Genomic DNA, 25,774 nt, shown 5'->3' on the forward strand with positions numbered 1-25,774 from the left:
GTTTTCACTGAACCTCGTCTCTTTTATTTAATTGAACTAAATATCTAGCTAATGCGTCTTGCCATGAAGGTAAAGATTGAAAACCATTTTCTATAAGCTTTTGTTTTGATAATCTCGAATTTTTTGGTCTAGCTGCTCGAGTAGGGTAGTCTTCGGATGCAATCGATTTTACTAAAGTTTTACTGTCGGTTTGTTTGAAGATTTCTTTTGCAAAATCAGCCCAACTAGTAAAGCCTTCATTTGTTGCGTGATAGAATCCATATTTATCAGATTTAATTAAATCTACTATTAATCTAGCTAAATCAACTGTATAGGTTGGTGAACCGATTTGATCTCCGACGATATTTAATTCATCTCTAGTTTCTGATAATCTTAACATTGTTTTAATAAAATTATTCCCATTAACACCAAATACCCACGAAATACGAATGATAAAATAGTTTTCGATGAATGATTGAACAACTTTTTCGCCTTCATACTTTGTTAATCCATAATAACCGATTGGGTCCGGTTGATCATCTTCATTAAAAGGACTTTCACTTTTCCCATTAAATACATAGTCCGTACTAATATAAATGAACTTCGAATGATGCTTTTTCGCAGCTTCAACTAAATATCTCGTACCTTCTACATTCACATTCCAGCAATTCTCTTTATCATCTTCAGCTTTGTCTACCGCTGTATAAGCAGCGCAGTGGATTATAATATCTGGTTTATATGAATCTACTATAGAATATACTGATTCTCTCTTAGTAATATCAAGATCTTGTCGACCGCACCCCTTAACATGTAAACCATACCGCTCGCATTCCTTAACGACATCATAGCCTAACTGCCCACCGTAACCAGTTACTAAAACCTTCATAAATATTACTCCTTATAGAAAAAATTATTTTCAGCATCCTTTAATAATGGTGCGTTTTTGTCTTTTGCAGATAATAATGGAGAAATATTAATTGGCCATTGCACCTGAATAACCGGGTCGTTCCAAAGAATGCCTCGATCACATTCAGGTGAATATAGCTCATCAACCTTATATTGAACTTCCGCATCATCTGTTAAAGTCATAAAACCGTGAGCAAACCCTTTTGGTATGAATAATTGTTTTTTATTTTCTGCACTTAATTCGATTCCGAACCATTTTCCGTATGTCGGACTCCCTTTTCGAATATCGACAGCCACATCAAAAATGGAACCCCTTGTACAACGAACTAACTTCGTTTGTGCTTTTGGAGGCAGCTGATAATGTAATCCACGTAACGTTCCCTTCGACGCAGAAAATGATTGATTATCTTGAACAAAATTTAAATCCATTCCAAAATCCTTCATTTTAGAATCATTATATGTTTCCATAAACCAACCACGGTGATCACCAAAAACAGTTGGTTCAATAACTACAATTCCTTTTATAAAAGTTTCTGTAATTTTCATTGATAATGACCCCTTAAGCTAATATTTAATCTCACCATTTGCAACTTTTCGTAAATAGTTACCATAACTTGTTTTACTAAGTGATTCGCTTAAACGTAATAATTGTTCTTTATTGATCCATCCATTAATATAAGCGACCTCTTCTGGAGCAGAAATTTTAATCCCTTGATGCTCTTCAATTGTTTTGACAAAATTTGTTGCCGACACTAAACTTTCATGCGTTCCAGTATCTAACCATGTATAACCTCGACCTAGTAACTCGACTTCTAATTCACCCAAATTTAAATATGCTTCATTTACAGAAGTAATCTCCAATTCTCCACGATTGGATGGTTTTACGTTTTTAGCAATCTCAGTAACACGATTATCGTAAAAATACAATCCAGTTACTGCATAATTTGATTTCGGAGCCATAGGCTTTTCTTCAATACTCAAAACTTTCCCTGACTCATCAAACTCTACAACACCAAATCGCTCAGGATCCTGTACATGATAACCGAAAACCGTTGCCCCTTTTTCCTTCATCGCTGCTTTCTTCAAAATACTACGCAACCCGCTGCCATAATAAATATTGTCACCTAATATCATCGCAACAGAGTCGTTTCCTATAAACTCTTCACCAATAATAAACGCTTGAGCCAACCCATCTGGACTAGGTTGTACTTTATATTTCAATGAAACTCCAAACTGAGAACCATCACCTAATAAGGCCTCAAATCGAGGCAGATCCTCTGGAGTCGATATAATTAAAATCTCTCTAATACCCGCCAACATTAAAGTAGATAACGGATAATAAATCATTGGTTTATCATACACAGGCAATAGCTGCTTACTAGTCACCATCGTTAATGGATAAAGTCGAGTACCACTACCACCTGCAAGTATAATCCCTTTTATCGCAAAGACCTCCTAAACATTTAGGAATATATATATTATTATGATGGTGGTTAAGGGGATGTGTAGGTTAAATTCTTAGGGGATTTGAATGAAATGGTGAATTCAGCTGAAATCTAAGTGAAATAAAGTAGGGTCCTAGAGGTAAAAAAGACATAAAAAAAGAACCACCGTTAGTAAGTTATCTTTTAACGGTGGTTCTTGAGATTTAGATGTTATTTTGTTTCTAAAGGTAATTCTAAGTGCTGACGAAGATCATTAGATATACTATCTTTTTCTTGTTTGGATACAATAAAATAATAAATTTTATCAATCATCTTGCCTTCACCTTTAACCTGGGTCTTACTAATATTTTGCGCAGCCTGACGGTAATCTTTTTGAATCGAAACCATATCATTTAAAGTGATATTTGTTACAACATTCTTTTGAATCGCTTGTAAAATCGATTGATAGTTTGTTAAAGAAGAAATTGAAGCTCCCTTTTTAATAACCGCTTCAAGAATTTCTCTTTGTCGAAGTTCACGGCCAAAGTCACCACGTGGATCTAACTTACGCATACGAGAAAACTTTAAGGCATCTACACCATTTAAATGAAGTGGTCCCTTCGTAAAGTGCACGCCTTCATAAGTAAAGTCTAAGTCGTTATTTACATCAACTCCACCTACTGCTTCAACGATATCCTTAAAACCTTCCATATTAACTTCAAGATAATAATCAATTGGGATGTTCAAGAAGTTTTCAACTGTATCAACAGACATTTGAATTCCACCAAATGCATAGGCATGGTTAATTTTATCTTCCTTACCTTTTCCAACAATTTCAGTTCTTGTATCACGTGGAATACTAACCATTTTTGTTGTATTTGTATTCGGATTAACCGTCAACACAATCATTGAATCCGAACGACCTTTATCACCAGGACGATGATCCACCCCTAATAGTAAAATAGAGAAAGGTTCTTTCTTTTCAACATTTACTTCTTCTTTTCGTTTATCTGTTTTCTTTATGTCTTTATAGATTGCGTCTGATGTTTTATTTACATTGTGGTAAATTGAATATGCATAACCGCCTATTCCTAAACCGATGACAACTAGTACACTTAGTACGATTATTAGTACTTTTTTTGTTGTCGACATTTTTTTAGATGAGCTTTTTTCTGATCTGGACAAGATTTTTCTCCTTTGATTAGGAATTTAATTTATTAACCAAAATTACTTACTTTCTATCTTACTTGATTTAACAGCCGTCTGAATATTATTTCCGTAAAGATTATTTAATAGTTTCGATAATAGAATAGCACGACTTCATCTATAAAGTCGTGTTAAATGTTATTTGAACTTTCTTACTAAAAAATAAAAAAAATCAAAGACTACCCTTTTTAGATTTATCTTCGATTCTAATGATAAATTATTTTCTGTTACCTATTAAAATACTCAATAATTGCTTCTACTATTCTCCTAGAAGCCTCGCCGTCACCATAAGGGTTTGAAGCTTTCGACATTTTCGAATGTGCTTCGTCATCCGAAAGAAGTTCGTCTGCTAATGCAAAAATAACCTCCTCATCTGTACCTGCAAGCTTTAATGTCCCCGCTTCAATACCTTCAGGACGCTCAGTTGTATCACGTAATACGAGTACTGGAACACCAAGAGAAGGCGCTTCCTCCTGCACACCACCAGAATCAGTTAGAATTAAATGTGATCTAGCGGCAAAATTATGGAAATCAATAACATCTAATGGTTCAATTAGTTGAATTCTATCATTATCCCCTAAGATTTCATTTGCAATTTCACGTACAACTGGATTCATATGTATAGGATAAATTACTTGAATATCATGATGTTTTTCAACAAGGCGCTTAATTGCTTTAAACATATTACGCATAGGCTCTCCAAGATTTTCTCTACGATGAGCCGTCATTAATATTAATCGTTTATTTCCAACTGAATCTAATACTGGATGAAAATACTCTTCTTTAACTGTAGTCTTCAGTGCATCAATTGCTGTATTTCCAGTAATATAAATATTTTCTTCATTTTTATTTTCTTTTAGTAGGTTTTGTGCTGATTTCGTAGTTGGTGAGAAGTGTAAATCCGTCATAACGCCTGTTAATTGACGATTCATTTCTTCAGGGTATGGAGAGTATTTATCCCAAGTACGTAAACCTGCTTCAACATGCCCGATAGTAATTTGATTATAAAACGCAGCAAGACTAGCTATAAATGTTGTTGTCGTATCTCCATGTACTAATACTAAATCGGGCTTGACATCCTGCATAATCTTTTGTAAACCTTCTAAACCGCGTATTGTAACGTCAGTTAATGTTTGACGGTCCTTCATTATATTTAAGTCATGATCTGGCTTGATTTTAAATATTTCAAGTACTTGATCAAGCATTTGTCTGTGCTGAGCCGTAACCGTCACGATTGACTGGATTTGATCAGGATATTTTTCTAACTCAAGAACGAGAGGTGCCATCTTGATCGCCTCAGGTCTTGTACCAAATATTGTCATTACTTTTACAGTCATCTTTAGATCTCCTTTTTACGAGTAATACTTTTATCTGTTGGACTACCAAATACCTTTGCGTATTAGACTTATATCTGCGCATATACTTAGATAATATTTATTTTTTTGTAACTTCTAATTTTCTTAAGCAATTTACAAGTGCACTTTATTTATAGAAGTTCATACAATAGATTTGTACTTAAAGTGCTAGATTAATGTTATATTATAGGAACTCTTTAAACCTATTCATCAATCACTTGCTTTAACAAGTTTCTAATAATTTATAAAAAAACGCACCATTAATTGTTAACAGTTTTCAACAATCAAGGTGCAGTTTAAGATAGAGTACACATATATTTTTAAATTTAATTTAACACAAATAGTCTGAAGCATTCATAATAATGTAATTATTAATAATTACATTATTATACCATCTTTGATTTGTTTTTTAATGTAGTCAGTTTTTTTACAACTTCCAGTATTATTAAATTTATTACTACAATGGGCTCAAAAAAACCGCCCGAATGGATACCTAATAGAGAGGCTGTAAAAAAATATGCAAAGATTATTAAAGAGATTCCATCCTGACTATTTTTTTTAATTTTTATATAGTAGTGTTGCATAAAAACTCCTAATATAAACATTCCTATTATAATAGAAAGTACTCCAAAATCTAAGTATAAAAATCCAATAATTGAAGGGGTTTTAGTTACCCAACTGGGACTATTAATAATCTCAGCAATTATATATCTAATATTCAAATTATCTCCTGGCAATATAGTTATATAATTAGATAAAAAGGCCTTTCCATAAAGAAAATTCCCATTCAAACTTGAAATTAACTGGTTAAAAATATTTGGCCCTTCCCTTAAAACACTATATACTGGCGCAAATATTATCATATTTTCTGGAATACCTTGGGATGTATATACACCTATCATATGTTCTTTACCGTATAATATATTATCCCTAATTGTTGGTATTATTGTAGATACTAAAAATAAAATTCCACCACCCATTACTAACTTCGCTCTAGATATTTTTTTATATGAATAATGAATACAAATCATAATAATAAGAATAATCAATAATACTGGTGTTCTATAACCAGTTAAAAAATATAGAATTAGAATTGGTAACATTAATAGATAATCGTTTAGTTTAAACTTAAATTTTTGCATTTTAGAAAAAACAATTAATAATAAACCTATCCAAGATAGATTTGTTAATACGATAATATATGAAGATGTATCTCTTCTAACTTCAGGTTCAAATGCGGGAATGGATTTTGTAATTAAAATCGGCAATAAAAGGAAAAGCATTCCAACAAAATAAAAAAAGTAGCCATAAGCCCTTAAATTTCTTATTGAGTAATTGTGAGTAATTTTAATTTTATAGTTTTTATTTAAACTATTATACAAAAATATTCCAATGAAGTAAGAAATTAAACCGATAACAAAGAAATAAACGTTATCAAGAGGTATTGCTCCCCCACGAAGAGTGATGTTTATTGATCCAATAAAATAGTAAACTACATAAAATAATGGATATCCAATCGATGGAGAAAAAATATTTTTATCTTTGACAAAACTAATTGAAATAAAATAAGTAGATACTAATAAGAATAATGCTAATTCACCAACGTATCCTTTATAAATTATATTTAATAATAAATAAATAATAGAAATAACAATTATATAAGCTACTATAAAAATAGTACTTTTTTTATTTAAATACCGCGACTTTACACACCTGCCATTTATTTAAAATTCATTTAAATTATATTTAACTCCATTAACGCTTATTGTATTACCATACTCGAGATGTATATTCGAATCACTAACAACAGTAAATAGTTTACTATTTAACTTAAAATCATGTTTAATTACTAAACCTCGCGAATCTTGAATTTTCATGAAACCACTAGAATAACTTTTGTTAATCTTACTGATATTTCCGTTTGAAGTGATGTTTAGGCCATTACTAAGTTGAAGGAAATCTTTACTTATTTGTGTAATATCTAATTCTGGTAATAATGTGAAATGGATCTCAGCCTCTAAAGGGAAATCATCGATAATAACAAAAGTATTGCTTTTTTTAAAAACTACTATTTCTCTTTTATGAATAAAAGGACTATATCCATCATGTTTACCTTTAATTGCTAAATAATCATCAGTATCCAATTCGCTATATAGATTAGCTCTTGCTTTTTTACCCCAAAGAAAACTTCCCTTAATTTCAGACTGATTTTTATTTTCATAAAGTAACGTATTATGAGATATAGTACTTCGAAATAAATCTCTATATTCTCTATTAATATTATAAATGTATGTGCCAGGGTCTACAAAAACTCGTTTGTTATTGTAATTCAAAACAATACTAAGTGCATCTGCATGTCCATGAGCTGCCAATTTATCAAATCCTAGTTCACCAGTATCAAATCCTATGAAAAAATCATTATAATTTGTAAAAGTATATCCTCCTTCAGTAAATTTTTTATAGTTTTCATATTGATACTCGTTACTAAAATTACTACTACTTTTTCCAGTTAGTACTTTAACTTGAATAGAAGTACTCCATTTTTTTTGCAAATAATTTACGTTAAAAAACATTGAGGCTAGTTGAAGAATATACTTGTAGTAATTTATTTCTGGATCAAAATAAATAATTTTAGCATCGTCACTATCACCATATTCAATCACTTCTCCATCCCGATATACATACCCAATAAACTCAACCATCTTTTTAATTAATTCCAAATTAATAGGTTCTTTATTAATTTTCTCCAAAAATATATTGTATTGAAGATACATATCTAAAACAAACGCGTGATAATGAACAGCTTGCTCCTTATTTACTCCATCACTATGAGTTTGTTTAATAATTTCATTTTGCAAAATTTCATATCCTAAATTAAACCAATTTTGTTTTATAATAGGATACATTATCCATCCAACCATAGAACTAATTGCAATTTCAATAATCAAATGATTATTAGCAGAAGAATGTTTTGACAAATTATTTATCACGTAATCAATAGACACAATGATTGAATTTATAATATCTTCAGCAAATTGTTCTTCAATATCATTTTTAAGTATGGATAATAACAATAGCCACTGGTATGCTCTAATTGCTATTTCCATACTTGAAGACCAATTTACTCCATTTAAAAATAAGTTTTCTTCATGCCAATTATAAAAATGTTTTTTTATTAGTTGATAAAGCTCCTTATCACCAGATAACTTATATTCAAGTCCAATTAATGGTAGGAATTGCAACCTGTTAATTTCCCAAGTATAACGTATTTCTCCTATATCATCGGAGTTTGAAAAAGTAAAATTTCGAGAGTACTTTTCTTTGGGCCATTCTTTTTGACTACTTTTATGCCATAAAATGTTATTTAAAAGTGAAATTTCGTCATTAAAAACATTATAATTTTTAGTTTTAGATTCAAGATTAATATTTTCCAAGTTAGTTAACATACCTAAATTTTCTTTGATTAAAACTAATGAAGTATTACTTTTTAATTTTTGTTTATATACTGGTATTTTCTTTGAATATAATTTTTTATATTGAATATTTTTATATTTTTGTTCAATTCTATATGGAATTTCATTAACTGACATGGCTTGAAGTCTACTATAATACCACTTCATTTTATCAATTACTTCATTCATATACTTCTTCCTCTTCTCATGCTAAGATAATAATTTCTTAATTTTTCAAGCACTATTTCCTTTTCAAACTGTCTTGATCTGTTCATGTTATTTTCTGACATTAAATTAAATAAATCTTTATTTTCTAATAGTGTAATAATAGATTTAGATAAATCTATCGGACTTTTAGCGGGGACTAGCAATGCGTTTTTGTTTTTTATTACAACTTCTGGTATCCCACCGACTTCCGTTGCGACTATTGGAAGACCAAAATGCATAGCCTCAAGTAATACAATTCCAAAGGCTTCAATATGCGAAGGTAGTATAAAAATATCTGAAGTGGATAATAGCTCTATTTTTTCTTTAATATTAAGCCACCCAACATATTCTATATATTCTTCAATTGAATTATTTTCGATTAAATTATTAAGTTCATTAATATCAGTTTTAGAACCATTTCCAGCTATGATAAACTTACAACTAATATTTTTTGATTTTAAATGTTTTACTACATCGATAACATCATAAATCCCTTTATGTTCGCAAATTTTACCCATATAAACAATTTTTTTTATTTCGTTAAATTGTGATTTAAGTTTAGTATCTTTATATAGAGAACCATCTATATAATTTGGTAGAACTTTTGATTTTATTTTAAGTTCATTAAATATATTTTGACTCCATGATTCGGTTAATACTAATATTTCGTCACAAATGCTCAATATTTTTTTTATAAATCTCCTTTGAAAGAGACTTTTTTTATTGTAGAATTCTAAAAATTTTCCACTATGGATGTGGAATATTATATTTTTTTTAAATAATTTTGATAATAAAACAAATATACTTTTTCTATAAAAACTAGAGTCACTGGAACTATGAATATGAACTATTTTTGTATTACTAAAAATCATATATCTAAAAAAGAATATAATAGATGCGAAAAACTGAATGTTTTTTATCATCTTATTTTTATCCCCACTTACACTTGTCCCTAAAAAATTAATTTTAATATCATTTAAATTATGATTAATGATTCCCTTACAAAATTCAGTAATTCCCCCCGGCACTTCTAACCGAGGGCCTATATGCAATATTTTTATTTTCTTCATAACTGATTCCTCATTAAAATATTTTTAATTTATTTTCACACTTCTAATCAGTAAACCTTGAATTGAAATAAATATTAAATTTGTAATAATATTAGAGATTGCTAATCCGTATATACCAAATAATTTTAAAAATATAAAAGAAAAAATTGAAACTAAAACAAGTCTAATAATATTCATATATAAATTTAACTTTACTTTTTCTAGGATCAAAAATATATTTCCAGCTACCATACCCAAGGACTGGAAAAAAGTAGAAATCATCAATAATCTAGTAAGATCAATACTGTTTTCATATGTCTCATTAAATATCAAATGAATTATCGGAGTACTAAATATTATAAAAAAAATAGTAATTGGTAACATTAATATACACAAATTACGTAATTCCTTTTTATATATAAAAATATATAGTTTCTTATCTTCAGTTAACTTTTGATTTATTTTTGAAAAATTACTCTGTAAATACCCCATTGGAATAATTAATATCCCCCTACTTATAAGAATTGCTATACTGTATAATCCGATTAATTGTGATGAAATACTATATAATGATAATACAATAACGTCTACATTAATTATTAAGAGAGACAAGCAATTAGCTATAAAGGCTGGCAATGCAAATTTAATATACACACTTTTAATTAATGTTTTAAAAGAAACCACTACTTCTAAAACTTTACGTAAATCTAAATATTCCTTAAATAGATATATACAAGGAAAAATAGAAATAATAATATAAATAAAATAAGTAATATAATAACCTTTAAAACCAAATTTTATAGTAAAAAAAGTTAGTAATAAAAACATTATAAAACTAGCTATGAGTTTAAATTTAGAACTTTTTTTTATATCTCCAATTCCAAGTAATAAATGAACAAATGTACCTTGTGAAAATGAGGTTATAGAAAAGATAGGTAAAACAATTGATATCAACGTAAATGCAAAAATCAAATCAGTTTGACCATTAAATAATATACGGACAAATATACTTATTATTATTGAGACTATAATTGATATAATAAAGTTTAAACCTAGTATTGTGGAAAATACCTCAGCTAATTTTTTCTTAGAATCTTTTGAACTTGTGTACTTTAACATCGATGAATTCATACCAAATATAGTTGCTAGAAGAAATATATTAAAATAAGTTTCAAAGATTTGGATTTTACCGTTTACAGCAGGACCTTGATTGTTAGCAATAATTGTTCGCGCAAGAAATTCCATGCCTCTTACTATAATAAGGGAACATATTAAATACAGTGTGTTCCCTTTAATTAGATTTTTAATTTTCATATTTATTCATCCCTTAATTATTGAAATTAAATCTTTTTCGCTATATTCCGAATGGTAATTAATTTAATTTCAATATAAAACCTTAATAAATTTCAAATAAATAATTTATTTTGAAATACACAAACTTATCCAAGAATTAAAAGTATTAATATTTATATTTCTCTTTTAAAGTTTTACATAAAAATCTGAAGTTACCAATCACATATCTTTTAAACATTCTTCTAGGTTCTTGGATAAAACGATGGAACCATTCTAATCCAAATTTCTGCATCCATAAAGGTGCCCTAGTCATTTCTCCAGCAATTACATCAAAACTACCTCCAACTCCCATTGCAAATGGCACCTTCATAAAAGGCATATTTTCATTAATCCAAAATTCTTTTTTTGGACTAGAAAATGCTACAAAAAGCATATCTGCTCCAGATTTACAAATATCTTCAGCAATTTTTACTGATTCATCAGAATTAAAATAACCATTCCTAAATCCTGCAATTTTCAAGTCGGGATATCTTAACAAGTAATGTTCGACTACCTTTTCTACAACTTGTTGCTTAGCTCCAAAAAAGTATGGTTTATAGCCCTTCTCGACGCAAACTTTAATCAAATTATCAAACAAATCTATACCTGCGACACGTTCAGGAATACTATGCCCAAGAAAACGCCCAGCCCAAACTATGGACTGACCGTCTGCATTTATAATTGGACAAGAATTAACAATATTTTGTAAATCCTTGTTATCGTACATTAAGTTAATTTTTGAAGCGTTAATTACAACATGTTGAATTTTTTCCTTATTTTCAACTGCTACTATTGTTCTCTCAATTGTCTCTTCCATAGTTAAACAATCTAGATAACTGCCTAATAGCTTTATTCTTTTATTCATCTAACTACCTCATACCTCAATATTTAGTTTTTGTTCCAATGAAGTCTATTAAAATCTTTTCACTAGAATAATCATCTGAAATCCCATTGAAAATTTTATGACCTACTAAAATTACAATTATATCTGATATCTCTAAAGCAGATTTGTAAGATACCATTTTTACTTTTTGATTAATCGTATCCGGTAAGGCATCTACGAATGGTTCTACAACATTAATCCTATTTTCTACTCGTTCACTTAAATAATTTACAACTTCAATTGCAGGACTTTCTCTCAAATCATCAACATCCGGTTTGTACGCTAAACCTAAACAAGTTACTGTTAAGTCTTTATTACCATTTAAAACTTCTATAATCTTATTTACTACAAATTCAGGTTTATAATCATTAATTTGTCTAGCAGTTTTAATCAACTTTGACTTTTCTGGGGCAGAGTCGACTATGAACCAAGGATCAACCGCTATACAGTGACCACCTACACCTGTACCTGGTTGTAAAATATTTACACGAGGGTGGTGATTTGCTAAATCAATTAGTTCCCATACATTTATGTTTAAATCATCACATATTATTGATAATTCGTTTGCAAATGCAATATTTACATCACGAAACGAATTTTCTGTTAGTTTAGCCATTTCAGCTGTTCTTGCATTTGTTTCTAATAATTTTCCGTTTACAAATTTGGAATAGAAACGTACAGTTTTTTTGGTAGATTGAGGATTTATTCCCCCTAAAATACGATCATTTTCACGTAACTCGATAATTATACGTCCTGGAATAACGCGTTCTGGACAATAAGACACGTAAATTTGATTATCATTTTCACTTTCATCCTTTGGAATAACAAGCTCAGGACGCAATTCTCTTAAAATGTCTGCTACTCTTTCAGTAGAACCAACTGGACTAGTAGATTCTAAGATAATTAAATTACCTGGTTTTATGTAAGGAGCGATTGTTCTCGTAGCTGATTCTACATAAGATAAATTCGGCTTATGATCTTCTTTAAAAGGCGTTGGAACAGCAATAATAAACACATCTGCAAATTCTGGTATCTTACTAGCTTTAAGTTTCTCATTTTTAACTACATCTTGTACGAGTACATCTAAATCTGGCTCATAAATATGAATTTTGCCGTTATTCACCATATTTATCGCATCTTCATTTACCTCTACTCCATGAACTTCAATTCCACTAGAAGCAATAATACTAGCTGTCGGTAGTCCAATATATCCAAGTCCAACTACACAGACCTTACTAAATTCAATAATTGTTTTTTGATTGATCATTTTTAATTTTCCCCCGTTCAAATAATTAAGTAAAAACTCACTTTAAATAATAATTAGTTTCATTCTCTATACATAACTATTAAAATGCATTTTTTGAACCAAACAATACGCTAAATGTTTTTAAAATAATCTTAATATCATAAATAATTGACCGATTACCTATATAAATTAAATCTAATTGGACCATTTCATCAAAACCAACACTATTTCGAGCACTAACCTGCCAAAGACCTGTACACCCTGGGGTAACTAGTAATCTCTGTTTATCATAAGCTGTATATTCAGCTACCTCTCTCGGAAGTGGTGGTCTTGGTCCAACAAGAGACATGTCACCTAATAAGACATTAAAGAATTGCGGTAACTCATCAATCGATGTTTTGCGAATAAACTTACCAATTCTAGTAATCCTTGGATCATCCTTCATTTTAAACATTGCACCTGAAACTTCATTATATTGTAGAAGTTCCTTTAATCGTTCCTCAGCATCAGTTACCATTGAACGGAACTTGTACATTTTAAATATCTTTCCATTTTTACCTACTCGAGTTTGAAAAAAGAAAATTGGGCCTTTAGGATCTTCTAACTTTATAAAAATAGCAACAACAATTAAAACTGGTAATAATAATAAAAGACCAAAAAAAGCACCAAATATATCCATTATTCGCTTCGTAAATGAGTACATCCAATTTTTTTCAACTGTTTCTTTCGATAAGAGTGGTTGGGAAGCATATTCTGATTGTTCAAATCTCATTGCTTTCAATCTGATCATCCATCCTTATTTAATATTTACTGTTAACATATCATCTAAATACTTTAATAAATCGTCTCTTAATTCTTCATTCTTTAACGCAAATTCAATTGTCGTTTTAATAAACCCTAGTTTTTCTCCAACATCGTGACGTTTTCCTTCAAAGTCATATGCAAAGACACGTTGAATTGAGTTTAGCTTCTGAATCGCATCCGTTAATTGAATTTCTCCACCTGCACCAATTGATTGCTCTTCTAAGTACATAAAAATTTCAGGTGTAAATACATAACGACCCATGATTGCTAAATTAGAAGGCGCTGTACCTAGTGCAGGCTTTTCAACAAAGTTTTTTACTTCGTATCTTCTACCCTCTTGCATAATCGGTTCAACAATGCCGTATCGATGCGTTTCTTCTTCTGGTACTGTTTGAACCCCAATTACTGAAGAATATGTATTGTCATATTGGTCCATTAGCTGCTTTAATCCTGGTGTTTCAGCTACTACAATGTCATCACCAAGTAATACTGCAAATGGTTCGTTGCCTATAAAATTACGCGCACACCATACAGCATGACCTAATCCTTTAGGTTCTTTTTGTCTTATATAATGAATGTCGATATTAGATGGAGCTTTAACCTGCTCTAATAACGCATATTTTTCTTTTTCTAATAAATTTTGTTCCAACTCGTATGAATAATCAAAATGATCTTCAATTGCGCGTTTTCCTTTACCTGTTACGATAATAATATCTTCAATTCCTGATTCAATTGCCTCTTCAACAATATATTGAATTGTTGGTTTGTCTACTATTGGTAGCATTTCTTTCGGCATTGCTTTTGTTGCAGGTAAAAAGCGTGTTCCTAAACCTGCAGCTGGTATAATTGCCTTTCTTACTTTCTTCATTTTCTAAGTCCCTCCATTGCTTTCTTTCCCCAAATTAGTAAAGTTTCCACTTCTATATTCATGTGAATAAATACACAAGAAGAAACTCTATTTTCTTTTATATTAAATATAATTTAGGGCATCTAACCCCTCCTCACACTATACCTTTGACGACTAGCGTCTAAGCAGACAATTTCAAGTTTGAAACTCCTTTTCTCGTATACATATAGCCTGTTTAGTTTGAGTCATCTCATGAGGTCTATTTGTATTAAGATAAATGGAAAATTAATCAATTTAATCATCTACCACAATATAGTCGAGTACCCCCATTGATAATGGTAAGGAGATATCACCTATCATTTATTAGATTCCTAGTAAACGACTAAAAATATTTTGTTTAAATTTAAGAGGTTCTTCTGGATAAAGAATCTCACCATTCACAATTGATTGCGCATTTTCCCTCAATTGGAACTCAGTTTCTATCCCAAATTTTTCTCGGATGATCTCGTATGCATCAATTAACTCAAAATTCCGATTTTTCGTGTTATGTGCATCAGATGCAATAATATGTACCCAATTTGCCTCAATACATTTAAAAGCAAATTTTTGAATTTTTTTACCGAATTTACCCGTTATTGATGAAGCAGTTAGTTGAGTTAATATCCCTTTTTGGACAAATTCAAAAAGAATGTCTGGTTCGTTTATAAGAACTTTGTTTCGTTCAGGATGTACAAGGATCGGCATAATTCGATTTGCTTGCATCTCGTATAACAACCTATTTGTAAATTGCGGTATATGGGATGACGGAAGTTCGCATAGTAAATAGCGCCTTCCATCATTAATTGAAACAATTCGATTAAGCTCAAAGTCTTGTATCAATTCTCCATAAAGCCTTACCTCTTGCCCTGGTAAAATTGTTAAAGGGATAGCTTTTTCATTTAATACTTTATTTAGCTCTTCTACTTTTTCTAATATCTCTTTTCTGTCTGTATTGTAACGTCCGTTCTGATGATGAGGTGATGCAACAATTGTATGAATCCCATTGTCCACGGCTGCTCGCGCCATATTAATACTATCTTCCATTGTAATTGGACCGTCATCTAGGCCAGGTAAAATATGACAGTGAAGATCAATCATTTTTCGCTACCATAATAATCGTAATAACCGTCTTTATCCTGTTCGGCTCTATTTAATACAACACCTAGGATATTTGCGTTTACTAGTGTTAATAGCTCTTTCGCTTTTTTAATTTTTTCTTTTGCCGTGTATCCTCTACGGACAACTAAAATCGTACCATCACATACTTGTGAAATGATTTGAGCATCAGTAACTGCTAACAATGGAGGAGCATCAAAAAGAATCACATCATATTGTTCATACATTTGTGCAATCAATTTCTTCATTTTCTCTGAAGATAATAACTCAGATGGATTTGGTGGAATAGGACCCGAAGTTAGAATTGATAGATTACTAATATCAGTTTTTTGGATAACGTCCTTTAAGGACTTTTCTTGCGCAATTGCAGTTGTTAAACCTTTAAAATTCTCTAACTTAAAATCAGAATGCAATTGAGGTTTACGTAGGTCAGCATCTACTAAAAGAACTTTCTTTTCTTGCTGAGCATATGTCACTGCTAGATTTGCAATTGTCGTTGTTTTACCTTCAGATGGTTCAGAAGATGTCACTAAAATTGATTTTATTTTTCGATCGATCGAAGAAAATTGAATATTCGTACGAACTGTTCGATATTGCTCTGCAAATGGCGATTTAGGGTTTGTTAATGTAATAAGAAATCTTTTTAATTTTTCTTTAGTCGTTTTTCTAACCATTTTACGCACCCTTTCCCAATTTTAAATTTATTTTAGGTGTGATTTTTCCCTTTGTTACTTCAGAGATGACACCTAGAATCGGTAACTCTAATAATTCTTCAAGCTGTTTTTCAGTCTTAACTGTGTTATCTAAAAACTCAAGTAAGAATGCAATACCAACCGAAATCATTAACCCAACTGCAAATCCAATCACAACATTTAATTTCTTATTTGGTTTAATCGGATTTTCACTTAAATCTGCTTTTGCTAAAACAGTTACATTATCTACACTCATAATTGTTTTAATTTTTGCCTGAAATACATTTGCAATCGTATTCACAATCGTTTGAGCTTGCTTAGGATCAGTATCTTGTACAGAAACCGTAAATACTTGTGAATTTGCTTCGCTTACTACTGTGATATTTTTAGTCAGTTCTGCAACTGTATAATCTAAATTTAATTGTTTAATAACTTCTTCTAAAATAGCTGGACTCTTAATAACGACATTATATGTATTGATCAACTGAACATTTGTTTGTACTTGGTTATTCTGGTAAATCGAAGAATCTTTCGTCTCTTTTTGATTAACTAATAATTGTGTTGAAGATTGATAAATCGGGGTTAAAAATAAATAGCTAATGACTCCTGTAACCACTGTGGCTACAACTGTAATACTAATTATCATGATTAGACGTTTCTTAATAACGCCGAATAATTCCTGTAAACTAATCGTCTCTTCCATCATTTCCTCCTAATAACATAACTGTTTATTATTCTATTAAAATATACCATCAAATACAACAGTGCCTAGTATAACAATTACTTAACAAAAAGTTAAGTAAAAATTAATCTAGAAATAGGGAAATTTGGTTAAATTTCCCATAAAACAAGGTATTTTGTCGGATTATTTACCCATTTTATGGAAGCCCTTACAAACCGGTCTAGTTATGTTACATTCATTAATGAAAATTGTAACATTAGATATTATTTCAGAATAATTAATACGCTGTAAATTGAATAATAATCAATGAAATGATAAAAATAATTTTTTCCTTATTTAGTAAAAATCACTAGCACATTTTGATTATTCTGTTATATAATAAAGTATAAATAAATACACTGTATTAATACAGAATGAAAACAAATTAATCATTCATTTAAATCAAAGGGAGTGTTGTTAATGATGAGTAGAGAAGAGCGTAAAAACATGGTTCACTTTTTGGAATTAACAAAAGGATTTTCAACTGAAGACTTAGTTTTCATGACGGATGCTGATTTAGAGCACCTTTACGACACGGCGTATACGTATATGTTACATCACGCTGAGTAAGATCTTACAACTTTGGATTACTGCACTTATAAAATAAAAGCTAGGTGAACTCCCTTTTTCGGATTCACCTAGCTTTTTCATTTACCAATGTTTTTATGGTTAATGATGTATCTAATTACTTATGTTTCCTCTTTTTTTCTAGTTTACTAAAGACAACAAAAGTCCTACTTTTCCGACTATATTCCTCAATTTGAGACAAAAACATTTTAAAAGAGTATTTTCTATACATCTTTTTGTTATATCGAAATTTTAATTTTACCAATATATGGTAAATAAACAGATTGATTATTTTTGTTGTTTAGTTATAAAAATTGTATACAATTTTTACGTTTTTTCCCTAGTCATTTTGTCTAATAGGGTTTGTACAAAAAAATTTTTTTTTTTATTTTTAATAAAAAAATTTGTCTATTTTTTTATTAAAAACAATAAAAGTACATTTCTCTATCTAAACCTCTGCTTTATAAAAATAAAAAAGCTAAAATGCATCCTTTAAAAGAATTCATCTAGCTTTTTAATTTTACTCATATTCAATTAACAAGCGTTTCAAACCGATAGCCTTTTCCCTTAATCGTTTTAATATATTTAGGATAATTTGGAAGCTCCTCAATTTTATGTTGTAAACTATGAATATAAATATCGATTAATCTTTTATTTTTACATACTTGAATGTGGAAGGTTTTTAAATGGGTTCATATACCGGTTTATCTGCATTTCTGGTATATGGACTTTCATATTGTTTCATTTTTTTATTTTGGGTAGGCAAAAAATAGGCACGTATCAATATCAATCATAAGCCTAACCATCATTATTTGTTAATTTCCTGCAACACTTTCTTAATTTCATCTTGAGTCAACTGTTTCCATGGTGCTGCATCATCATTAGCAAGGGGTTTTTCAGGATTTTCATCTTTGTTCCACCATTTTGCCTCATACGGGATGCCATCAAACATTACCCGATCACCAGCTCCATAGACTTCTCCTTCTTCCCATTCCTGATAGGTTCCTTTAGGCAAGCTAACTATTGGCAATGGTTTTTCTCCAGGCAATACCGGACCAACAAGTTCCCAAGGAATTGTATTTTCATCCAAGATAGGTGCATCAGGAGCATCTCCTTTTGTCCACCATTTAGCTCTATACACATTGTGCCTCCAGACAACACGAGTACCTTTTAAATAGGTTGTAGATTCATTCCAAATCTCATACGGGGAAGTTTTGGGATCATCAGGTTTATTCAAATCTATATTAGTTACATCTGACTTGGTTGTCCGTTTTGCATCACTAGAAACACTACCATTCATATTCTGTTTCAAAATCGTTGCAAACTCTTGATTGTTTTGTTTAACACCACTGTAAAAGTTGGAAACACTTTGAATTCCAACACTATTCTCACTGGACTTCCTGTCACGGTTTGCTGACCACATAGACAATCGTCCCAAACCATTTTCTATGGCAAAATTATTCAGCTTAGCAGCATCTTCTAAGTTAAAAACTTCACCTTGGATATCATTTTGACCAATCATTGGTGTTGCGCCGAGTTTTCTCCATAATGCTTTATCACTCAAGTTAACTCCTTGTTTTTGATAAATAATCTTTAGTTGGCGATGGGTTTTTTTCAAGGCATTAATCGAATTGTCCGCCATAGAAAGTGCTGAATTTCGACTTTCCCCATAATTCATTGTCATAATATTGACGCCAGCTAAATCTACTCCAGCTTTCAATAATGTTGTTACAGCATCCGTACCATCCTCAGTCAATCCTTGCGGGGTTACTGGTAATGTTACCCAAATAGCTAAGTCTTTTTTATCTTTTTTTCGTTCTTGCTGCAATTTTGCCAAAGCTTCCCCACGAAGTTTAGCGGCATGCTTATTTGTCAATCCTTCTTGCTCTAAATCCACATCAATCGTATTCAGATCATAACGCTTTACTACTTTTGCATATGCATTTTTTATTTTTCCAACATCTGTTGTTGTAATTGCTAATTCCGAATTGGATAAGCCACCAAATGAAACAATGACTTCCCCGCCCTTTTGTCGTAGGCGCGCAATTCTCCGATCCATATCTAAATCCTCAGATGCCTGATCCAACGAATAGGCGCCTCCCCAACTAGGAACAGCACTATTTTTATTCTCACCTACTATGAAAGAAAGCACAACATTACCATCGATTTTTTCAAATTCATATTGAGGTGTAAGTGTAGCATCGACATAAGCGGCAAACCAAGGTTTTGATTCTACTGCTGTTTTTTCTGTTTTTTTTGTTTTTTCTATTTTACTAACTACGACTATATTATCTCGATAAAAATAACTTGCTCCTACAGCAACCACAACTAAACATACCAACATTAAACGCGGTATAGACAATTTCTTTTTATTTTGCATAATCTTTTTTCATCCTATTTTTTTATTGCTGAAATTAAGTTTATCTTCAACTTCAGTTGTCTCTGTATTTTCCAATTTACCAAGTGATATACTTAATGGGACTTCTGTTCGCCCCTTCTCATCACCATAGTATAAGACCGATTGCCAATTGATTTCTGATTGATTTTGTTCATCTTTTTCAGTTTGCTTAGGTTTTACTTCTACGAATATCCATTCTTTAAAGTTATGAATTAAATCCACAAGCATATTGACAGGTCCGATAAATGTTAATGCAGCCCACCCACAAGTAAAGGCGTTAAAAAAGGAAAATAAAGCATTCGGCCAATTTCCGAGCATGAAAGAGCGATAGCAAATAAAAGCAGAATAAACAATAATAGTGATCGGCGCTAAGATATAAAGTGTTGGCGTGCCAGTCCGATCATTAACCTTAGGTGTTCGTGCAAAAGGAATTTTTTCACTTGTTAATAACTGTTGGATTGACTTTAGCACTCCAGCCAAATTAACAGCCAACAAGATTAGATTGAGACCATAAATTCGGAAAATGTCCATTCGTTTATAACGATTGTATTTTAAATCACTCGCCATTGCAGTAAAGTAAGGGATAGCAGCACCAACAATAAAAATACTCAATAAACGGTCGTCAAAGGGATAGGCTAATAGGAAGATTAAGCCAAAACTAGCCCAAGCAATAGATGCCATGTAATTGACTCGCAACAAGATTTCCATTAACTTAATTGGATTCCCTTCTTGACGGCGTTGGCGAATAGTAGCAAATAGCTTCGACATAATGATTAATCCACCATTGGCCCAACGACGACGTTGGATAACTAAAGAACCGAAATCTGGTGGAGTTGCTGAGTAACTCATACGCTCCGGATAATTCGCCAAGGTCCAACCATTTTTTTCTAAATCAATACTAGACTCCGTATCCTCAATTACTGTACGGTCTTGGATAAAACGGCGAATTTTAAATCCATTTACATATTCTGTTTCGGCAATTTCCTCGATCGCACGTTTTCGGATGACCGCGTTCGCCCCTACCCAAAAGGTCGCGCCATAATACGTTGTTCCTTGGTGTAAGGTGTGTTGAATATCTGTTGTAGCACCGGCAATTCGTTCGATTCGAGTTGGACATCCACGGAAAGAAGAATAAGGAGTTTGTGTTACAGCTACTTTTTCATTTCCTTCTTGCTTCAATAGATATACCAGACGTAAACAATACTCTCTTAGCAGAATAGAATCGGCATCAAGCGTCAGTAAAAATTCAGTATCTGGAATTACTAAATCTGCTTCTGCCTCTGAAGATACTCTCTGCAATACTTTACCGGCTGGTGTTTGGCGAATCTTGTAGCTCCCTCCCATTAAATCAATATAAGAGTTAAGATTCATAGCTTTATTGGCTTCATCAGATAAAGAAACAAACTGTTTTCGTTGGAAATACCCTACTTTTCCGGTAAAAATCCATACTAATCGAGAATAAAACTGATAGATACGTTCATAGCTCATGCTATAATTTTCTTTTGAAGATTTCTCTAATGCTACTGCCGTTACGGTTAATTCCTCAGCTAAAGCTCTTAAAACATGATTATTAAAGAAATCATCTACATGATTCTCCGAAGGTTCTTCATCAGCAAATTTATTAATCCATTTGGCAGCATAATTATATTGCTTTATTAAATCATTTAAAGTAGAAGAAGAGATTTCCCCTGTTTTGTTATATGCATTTTCAAAATCGTCACGAGCTTTTGCTAATTTTGTATAAGGGACTTCCAAAAGCTCTGTAATTTCTTTTGCAAGATTCATAGTTGCTTGCAATTTTTCCCTTTTTTGCGGATCCGTTGGATTCGGCTTATCATCAATCAAGAGTTGTACATCGATTTTCGGATATTCTTGTAAAACAGCTGATAGTAATGTTTTTCGAATAACGCCAACCTCTTCATCATACGAAGGAACCAAAACAGTAATTCCTGGTTGATTCTCAGAAAAATAAGCAGATAAGGTTTCCCGTGGGATCCGAGTATGCTCTTTAAATCGGATCAATGCCCCTTGTCTAGAATAAAGATACATCAATGCGGAAAAACATAGTGTCGTAACAATCAAAATATATAATCCCGCTTCAACGACTTGTTTAAAAGTACCATTCCCATTATGCAGTTGATCAAAAATTGTGGATGCTACATAAAGCAGCCAAAATCCAATCGTAAACAAAATATAGATTCGATTCAATGTCAATTTTGCAGTGGATGGTTTTTCATGCACTCTTGGTAATGGTTCCAAATTGCTTTCAGTGTTAAATTGTCTTTTCATTTCGTTCATCCCTCTTGTTGTCAACTCCCTATTTAAAAAAAATACAATGTTTTAACTATTTATGGGTGGGCAGATTAAATTATCACGTTAAAAATCTCCCATCCTTTTCCGAATAAACTCTTTTCCATTTTTACCGGAGTTTAAAAAAAGAAAATTGGACCTTTAGGATCTTCTAACTTTAAAATAATAGCAATAATAATATGAACTGGTAATAGTAGTATAAGACCCAAAAAAAGCGCCAGATAAATCCACTAAGCGCTTAGTAAATAAATAGATCCTTCTGTTTTCAATTGTTCTTTCGATAAGAGTAGCTTTAGAAGCATATTCTGATTGTTCAAATCTCATTGCTTTCAATCTAATTATCTATCTTTAATTAACATTGACTGTTAACATTTCATGTAAATACTTCAATAAATCTTCTCTTAAGTCTTCATTTTTTAAAGCAAAATCAATTGTTGTCTTAATAAATCCTAACTTCTCACCAACATCATGACGTTTCCCTTCAAAGTCATATGCAAATACACGTTGAATAGAATTTAATTTTTCAATAGCATCTGTTAATTGAATTTCGCCGCCTGCACCGATATTTTGTTCTTCTAAGAACATAAAGATCTCAGGTGTAAATACATAACGACCCATAATTGCTAAATTAGAAGGCGCTGTACCAGGTGCTGGTTTTTCAACAAAGTTTTGTACTTCATATCTTCTTCCTTCTTGGAGAATTGGATCAACAATTCCATATCGATGTGTTTCTTGTTCTGGAACAGTTTGTACACCAATTACAGATGAATAAGTACTGTTATATTGGTTTATTAACTGCTTTAATCCTGGTGTTTCAGCCTCAACAATGTCATCTCCAAGTAATACTGCAAATGGTTCATTCCCAATAAAATTACGTGCACACCATACTGCATGACCTAATCCTTTAGGTTCTTTTTGTCTTATGTAATGAATGTCGATATTAGATGGCGCTTTAACCTGTTCTAATAACGCATATTTTTCTTTTTCTAATAAATTTTGTTCTAGCTCAAATGAATAATCAAAATGATCTTCAATTGCGCGTTTTCCTTTACCTGTTACGATAATGATATCTTCAATTCCTGATTCAATTGCTTCTTCAACAATGTATTGAATTGTTGGTTTGTCTACGATTGGTAGCATTTCTTTCGGCATTGCTTTTGTTGCAGGTAAAAAGCGTGTCCCTAAACCCGCTGCTGGTATAATTGCTTTTCTTACTTTCTTCATTTTCAAATTCCCTTCATTGCTTTCTTTCCCCAAATTAATAAAGTTTCCACTTCTATAGTCATGTCAATAAATACACAAGAAGAAACTCTATTTTCTTTTAAAATAAATATAATTTAGGGCATCTAGCCCCTCCTCACACTATACCTCTGACGACTTGCGTCTAAGCAGATCATATTAAGTTGTTTTACTCCTTTTCTCCAATACGCTTAGCCCTTTAGTTTGATTAATTTCAAGAGAACTATTTGCATTAAGATAAATGGAAAACTAATCAATTTAATCATCTACCACAATATAGTCGAGTCCCCCCATTGATAACGGTAAGGAGATAACACCTATCATTTATTAGAGATTCTTAGTAAACGACTAAAAATATTTTGCTTTAATTTAAGAGGTTCTTCTGGATAAAGAACGACACCATTCACAATTGATTGCGCATTTCCCCTCATTTGGAACTCAGTTTCTATCCCCAATTTTTCTCGGATGATTTGTATGTATCATTTAACTCAAAATTCCGTTTTTTCGAGTTTTGTGCCTCAATGCATTTAAAAGCAAACTTTTTAATTTTTTTACCGAATTTACCTGTTATTGATGGAGCTGTTATTTGAGTTAATATACCCTTTTGGACAAATTCAAAAAGAATATCTGGTTCGTTTATAAGAACTTTGTTGCGTTCAGGATGTACAAGAATCTGCATAATTCGATTTGATTACATCTAGTAAAATAACCTATTTGTAAATTGTGGTATATGGGATGACGGAAGTTCACATAGTAAATAGCGGCTTCCATCATTAATTGAAACAATTCGCTTAAGCTCAAAGTCTTGTATCAATTCTCCATAAAGCCTTACCTCTTGCCCTAGTAAAATCGTTAAGGGTATAGCTTTTTCTTTCAATACATCCTGTAAACTAATCGTCTCTTCCATCATTTCTTCCTAATAATGTAACCGTTTATTATTCTATTAAAATATAACCTCAGATTCAACAGTACCTAGTATAACAATTACTTAACAAAAAATTAAGTGGGAATTAATCTATAAATAGGAAGTTTTGTCTAATTTTACCATAAAATAAGGTTTTTTGTCGATTTATTAACCCGTTTTATGGAAACCCTCACAAACTGTTCTAGTTATGTTAAATTCATTAACGAAAATTGTAACATTAGATATTATTCTAGAATAATCAATACGTTGTAATTTGAAAAATAATTAGTGATTTAATTAAATTAATTTTTTACTTTTTTAGTAAAAATTACTAGCACATTTTAACTTTCGAGTTATATAGTAACTAACAAAATAAGTACACTGTATTAAAACAGATTGAAAACAAATTAATCAATCATTTAAATAAAAGGTAGTGTTGTTAATGATGAGTAGAGAAGAGCGTAAAAACATGGTTCAATTTTTTGAATTAACAAAAGGATTTTCAACTGAGGACTTAGTTTTCATGACGGATGCTGATTTAGAGCACCTTTACGACACAGCTTATACACATGTTACATCACGCTGAATAAGATCTTACCACTTTTGTTTACTGCACTTATAAAAATAAAAAGCTAGGTGAGCCCTATTTTCGGATTCACTTAGCTTTTCCATTTACAAACGTTTCGTTGGTAAATACTGTTTCTAATTACTTACATTTCCTCTTTTTTTCGATTTTACTATAGACACCAAAAGTCCTACTTCTCCGACTATATTCCTCAATTTGAGACATAAACATTTAAAAAAAGTATTTTCTATGCATCATTTTGTTATATCGAAATTTTATTTTTTACAAAATTTGGTAAAAACAAATTAGTCCTTTTTGTTGTTTAAGTTGCGAAAGCGTTTAAGATTCTCCCGTTTTCACCCTAGTTTTTTTGTCTATTCGGGTTTGTATATAAAAAATTTATTATGTGTCTCTTATTTAAGAAAAAACATCATTTTTAATAAAAAGAGTAAAATTACGTATTCCCTACTCTCCCCAATGCTCTGCCATATAAAAATAAAAAAGCTAAATGACATCCTTAAAAAAGAATGCAC

The 25,774-nt window shown here is 31.2% G+C and carries 24 protein-coding genes; 2 read left to right on the top strand and 22 right to left on the bottom strand.

The genetic code is table 11. From position 1 onward, the window contains the following. Nucleotides 1–4 precede the first annotated feature (4 nt). The 16 genes from rfbD to CN946_RS09975 all read right to left on the bottom strand — a co-directional run bounded on the left by rfbD (nucleotide 5) and on the right by CN946_RS09975 (nucleotide 17,240). Complete coding sequence (gene rfbD / locus CN946_RS09900; protein WP_098860977.1) at nucleotides 5–865, bottom strand: dTDP-4-dehydrorhamnose reductase; 861 nt, start codon at nucleotides 863–865, stop codon at nucleotides 5–7. Nucleotides 866–870: 5 nt separating this feature from the next. Further along, nucleotides 871–1,431: a dTDP-4-dehydrorhamnose 3,5-epimerase gene (gene rfbC / locus CN946_RS09905; protein WP_098860978.1), complete on the bottom strand. Its 561-nt coding sequence runs from the start codon at nucleotides 1,429–1,431 to the stop codon at nucleotides 871–873. Between the two features lie 18 nt (nucleotides 1,432–1,449). After that, nucleotides 1,450–2,328: a glucose-1-phosphate thymidylyltransferase RfbA gene (gene rfbA, locus CN946_RS09910; protein WP_098860979.1), complete on the bottom strand. Its 879-nt coding sequence runs from the start codon at nucleotides 2,326–2,328 to the stop codon at nucleotides 1,450–1,452. A 212-nt stretch (nucleotides 2,329–2,540) separates the two neighbouring features. Beyond that, nucleotides 2,541–3,494: a polyisoprenyl-teichoic acid--peptidoglycan teichoic acid transferase TagU gene (gene tagU, locus CN946_RS09915; RefSeq protein ID WP_353616190.1), complete on the bottom strand. Its 954-nt coding sequence runs from the start codon at nucleotides 3,492–3,494 to the stop codon at nucleotides 2,541–2,543. Between the two features lie 248 nt (nucleotides 3,495–3,742). Then, nucleotides 3,743–4,852, bottom strand: a complete 1,110-nt coding sequence (gene wecB / locus CN946_RS09920; protein ID WP_098860980.1) for a non-hydrolyzing UDP-N-acetylglucosamine 2-epimerase — start codon at nucleotides 4,850–4,852, stop codon at nucleotides 3,743–3,745. Between the two features lie 404 nt (nucleotides 4,853–5,256). Further along, a complete protein-coding gene (locus CN946_RS09925; protein ID WP_098860981.1) occupies nucleotides 5,257–6,594 on the bottom strand; it encodes an O-antigen polymerase in 1,338 nt (445 codons plus the stop codon). Then, nucleotides 6,595–8,511, bottom strand: coding sequence for an alginate lyase family protein (locus CN946_RS09930; RefSeq protein WP_098860982.1), 1,917 nt, complete (start codon nucleotides 8,509–8,511; stop codon nucleotides 6,595–6,597). Beyond that, nucleotides 8,508–9,599 carry a glycosyltransferase family 4 protein gene (locus CN946_RS09935; protein ID WP_098860983.1) on the bottom strand — a complete coding sequence of 364 codons (1,092 nt, stop codon included), beginning with the start codon at nucleotides 9,597–9,599 and terminating at the stop codon, nucleotides 8,508–8,510. Before CN946_RS09935 ends, CN946_RS09930 begins: the two co-directional genes overlap by 4 nt. 24 nt (nucleotides 9,600–9,623) lie before the next feature. Then, nucleotides 9,624–10,892: an oligosaccharide flippase family protein gene (locus CN946_RS09940; RefSeq protein ID WP_098860984.1), complete on the bottom strand. Its 1,269-nt coding sequence runs from the start codon at nucleotides 10,890–10,892 to the stop codon at nucleotides 9,624–9,626. Nucleotides 10,893–11,037: 145 nt separating this feature from the next. Continuing rightward, nucleotides 11,038–11,775 (bottom strand): WecB/TagA/CpsF family glycosyltransferase, encoded by a 738-nt coding sequence (locus tag CN946_RS09945; RefSeq protein ID WP_098860985.1) that lies wholly within the window; start codon nucleotides 11,773–11,775, stop codon nucleotides 11,038–11,040. A 16-nt stretch (nucleotides 11,776–11,791) separates the two neighbouring features. After that, a complete protein-coding gene (gene wecC / locus CN946_RS09950) occupies nucleotides 11,792–13,060 on the bottom strand; it encodes a UDP-N-acetyl-D-mannosamine dehydrogenase (RefSeq protein ID WP_098860986.1) in 1,269 nt (422 codons plus the stop codon). A 79-nt stretch (nucleotides 13,061–13,139) separates the two neighbouring features. Continuing rightward, nucleotides 13,140–13,811, bottom strand: a complete 672-nt coding sequence (locus tag CN946_RS09955) for a sugar transferase (RefSeq protein ID WP_098861020.1) — start codon at nucleotides 13,809–13,811, stop codon at nucleotides 13,140–13,142. Nucleotides 13,812–13,835: 24 nt separating this feature from the next. After that, entirely contained in the window at nucleotides 13,836–14,711 is an 876-nt protein-coding gene (galU, locus tag CN946_RS09960; protein ID WP_098860987.1) for a UTP--glucose-1-phosphate uridylyltransferase GalU, read from the bottom strand. Between the two features lie 342 nt (nucleotides 14,712–15,053). Beyond that, nucleotides 15,054–15,827 carry a tyrosine-protein phosphatase gene (locus tag CN946_RS09965; protein WP_098860988.1) on the bottom strand — a complete coding sequence of 258 codons (774 nt, stop codon included), beginning with the start codon at nucleotides 15,825–15,827 and terminating at the stop codon, nucleotides 15,054–15,056. Then, complete coding sequence (locus CN946_RS09970) at nucleotides 15,824–16,519, bottom strand: CpsD/CapB family tyrosine-protein kinase (protein ID WP_098860989.1); 696 nt, start codon at nucleotides 16,517–16,519, stop codon at nucleotides 15,824–15,826. Before CN946_RS09970 ends, CN946_RS09965 begins: the two co-directional genes overlap by 4 nt. Nucleotide 16,520: 1 nt before the next feature. After that, complete coding sequence (locus CN946_RS09975) at nucleotides 16,521–17,240, bottom strand: YveK family protein (protein WP_098860990.1); 720 nt, start codon at nucleotides 17,238–17,240, stop codon at nucleotides 16,521–16,523. Nucleotides 17,241–17,678: 438 nt separating this feature from the next. On the opposite strand from CN946_RS09975, the gene CN946_RS09980 reads away from it, so the two are divergent. After that, entirely contained in the window at nucleotides 17,679–17,828 is a 150-nt protein-coding gene (locus CN946_RS09980) for a BH0509 family protein (RefSeq protein WP_176547281.1), read from the top strand. A gap of 527 nt (nucleotides 17,829–18,355) precedes the next feature. Here the strand turns inward: CN946_RS09980 and CN946_RS23995 are convergent. From CN946_RS23995 to CN946_RS10010, 6 genes are all read right to left on the bottom strand, one after another. Then, nucleotides 18,356–18,496, bottom strand: coding sequence for a winged helix-turn-helix domain-containing protein (locus tag CN946_RS23995; protein WP_098861021.1), 141 nt, complete (start codon nucleotides 18,494–18,496; stop codon nucleotides 18,356–18,358). Between the two features lie 137 nt (nucleotides 18,497–18,633). Beyond that, nucleotides 18,634–20,205 carry a chitinase gene (locus CN946_RS09990; protein WP_098860991.1) on the bottom strand — a complete coding sequence of 524 codons (1,572 nt, stop codon included), beginning with the start codon at nucleotides 20,203–20,205 and terminating at the stop codon, nucleotides 18,634–18,636. A gap of 9 nt (nucleotides 20,206–20,214) precedes the next feature. Next, on the bottom strand, nucleotides 20,215–22,512 hold the full coding sequence (locus CN946_RS09995; protein WP_286133889.1) for a glycosyltransferase family 2 protein: 2,298 nt from the start codon (nucleotides 22,510–22,512) through the stop codon (nucleotides 20,215–20,217). Between the two features lie 369 nt (nucleotides 22,513–22,881). After that, a complete protein-coding gene (galU, locus tag CN946_RS10000) occupies nucleotides 22,882–23,757 on the bottom strand; it encodes a UTP--glucose-1-phosphate uridylyltransferase GalU (protein ID WP_098861022.1) in 876 nt (291 codons plus the stop codon). Between the two features lie 460 nt (nucleotides 23,758–24,217). Continuing rightward, nucleotides 24,218–24,451 (bottom strand): CpsB/CapC family capsule biosynthesis tyrosine phosphatase, encoded by a 234-nt coding sequence (locus CN946_RS24000; protein WP_098860993.1) that lies wholly within the window; start codon nucleotides 24,449–24,451, stop codon nucleotides 24,218–24,220. 18 nt (nucleotides 24,452–24,469) lie between these two features. Further along, on the bottom strand, nucleotides 24,470–24,679 hold the full coding sequence (locus tag CN946_RS10010; protein ID WP_098860994.1) for a hypothetical protein: 210 nt from the start codon (nucleotides 24,677–24,679) through the stop codon (nucleotides 24,470–24,472). Nucleotides 24,680–25,118: 439 nt separating this feature from the next. On the opposite strand from CN946_RS10010, the gene CN946_RS10015 reads away from it, so the two are divergent. After that, nucleotides 25,119–25,262, top strand: coding sequence for a BH0509 family protein (locus CN946_RS10015; protein ID WP_176547282.1), 144 nt, complete (start codon nucleotides 25,119–25,121; stop codon nucleotides 25,260–25,262). Nucleotides 25,263–25,774: the final 512 nt, after the last annotated feature.

The organism is Bacillus sp. AFS053548, from assembly GCF_002575105.1.
Classification (GTDB): domain Bacteria; phylum Bacillota; class Bacilli; order Bacillales; family Bacillaceae_G; genus Gottfriedia.